Source organism: Pseudomonadota bacterium (assembly GCA_010028905.1).
In the GTDB taxonomy this organism is placed as follows: domain Bacteria; phylum Vulcanimicrobiota; class Xenobia; order RGZZ01; family RGZZ01; genus RGZZ01.
The window spans coordinates 1-1199 of the sequence record RGZZ01000878.1 but is presented as its reverse complement, the minus strand read 5'-3'; the positions used below and the strand labels follow the sequence as shown (position 1 = coordinate 1199).

Below are 1199 nucleotides of genomic sequence, written 5' to 3'. Positions count from 1 at the left end.
GCACCGGGCGGGGCGCCGGCGCCGCGTGGGCGAGGGGCGCTGCGAAGAGCGCCAGGACGAAGGTCAAGATGGTGAATCTGCGTCTCATGAAGGACTCCTTCCGCGCGGGAGGCTGGTCGAAACATGTGTTCGTCTTGATGAAGCGAACTCCTCGGCGCTGAGGGAAGTGCGTCGTTCTCCAGGCCACCGCGGTACCGAGGGAGACATCACCGTGTCCACCACGTTGCCGAGGGGGACAATGCCCGCGCGCCCTGCGTCCCCATCGTTCCCCGGGCCCCGCAGGAACGCACGACGCCAAGCGACAATGAGTAGATGCGTGGCAGCCCTTTGCCACGACGACCACGTGAGGAAGGCGCACTCCCATGTTCGGGTTCCTGCGCCTGCGCAAGAAGGGCTTCGCGGCAGCCGACCAGCAGCTGTACCGCGCCCACTTCTGCGCCGCGTGCCACGGAATGGCAGACTTCAGCGGCACCGCGTCAACCCTTCTCACGAACTACGACCAGACGTTTCTGCAGGTGGTGCTCTCGGCGCTCGACGACGACGGATCGAAGCCCCCTGTCTCGGCCCCCTGCACCGTCGTGCCCTTCCGCCGCGTGATGGTGCAGCCCGTGAGCGCTGCCGTGCGCCCCGTGCTGGCCGCGCTGAACATCGCCCTTGTCGACGCCAAGCTGCGTGACGACGTGGCCGACGAGGGCAGCGTGAAAGCGCGCGTGGGGGCGTCGCTGCTCTCGAAGCGCACCGAGCGGGCTCACACGGTGCTGGGCAATGCCGGCTTCGATGTCGCGCTGCTCGCCGAGCTGCCGACCCGACAGCACGCCGCCGAGGCCCTCTCCCAGCCGACCCTTCACGATCTCGCTGCCCCGAGCGCCGAGCTGCTGGGCACCATCTTCGCGTTTGTCGCCACGCTCACGAAGCGCCTCGAGCACACCGCGGTGCTGCAACAGCTGGGTGAGGCGCTCGGGCGCTTCATCTACGTGCTCGACGCCGTCTCTGACGTCGACGACGATGTGCGCAAGGGTCGCTTCAACGCCCTCGTGGCGGCCGAAGGGCCAGGGTGGAACCGCGTGCGCGTTCGCGCCTTCCTCGAGACCGAGCGGCTGGGCATCGAGAAGGCCCTCGCGGCACTCCCACTTGGCACGCGGCAGGGCATCGCCGAACAGACGCTGCAGACCCTCGAGACTCGGCTGAACAGCCTGCTC

Annotated in this window: 1 protein-coding gene; it reads left to right on the top strand. The window is 68.4% G+C overall.

Annotation, left to right across the window (positions count from 1 at the left end):
- Window positions 1-362 precede the first annotated feature (362 nt).
- The coding region (locus tag EB084_26070; GenBank protein NDD31732.1) for a hypothetical protein at window positions 363-1199 on the top strand (837 nt) is incomplete at its 3' end.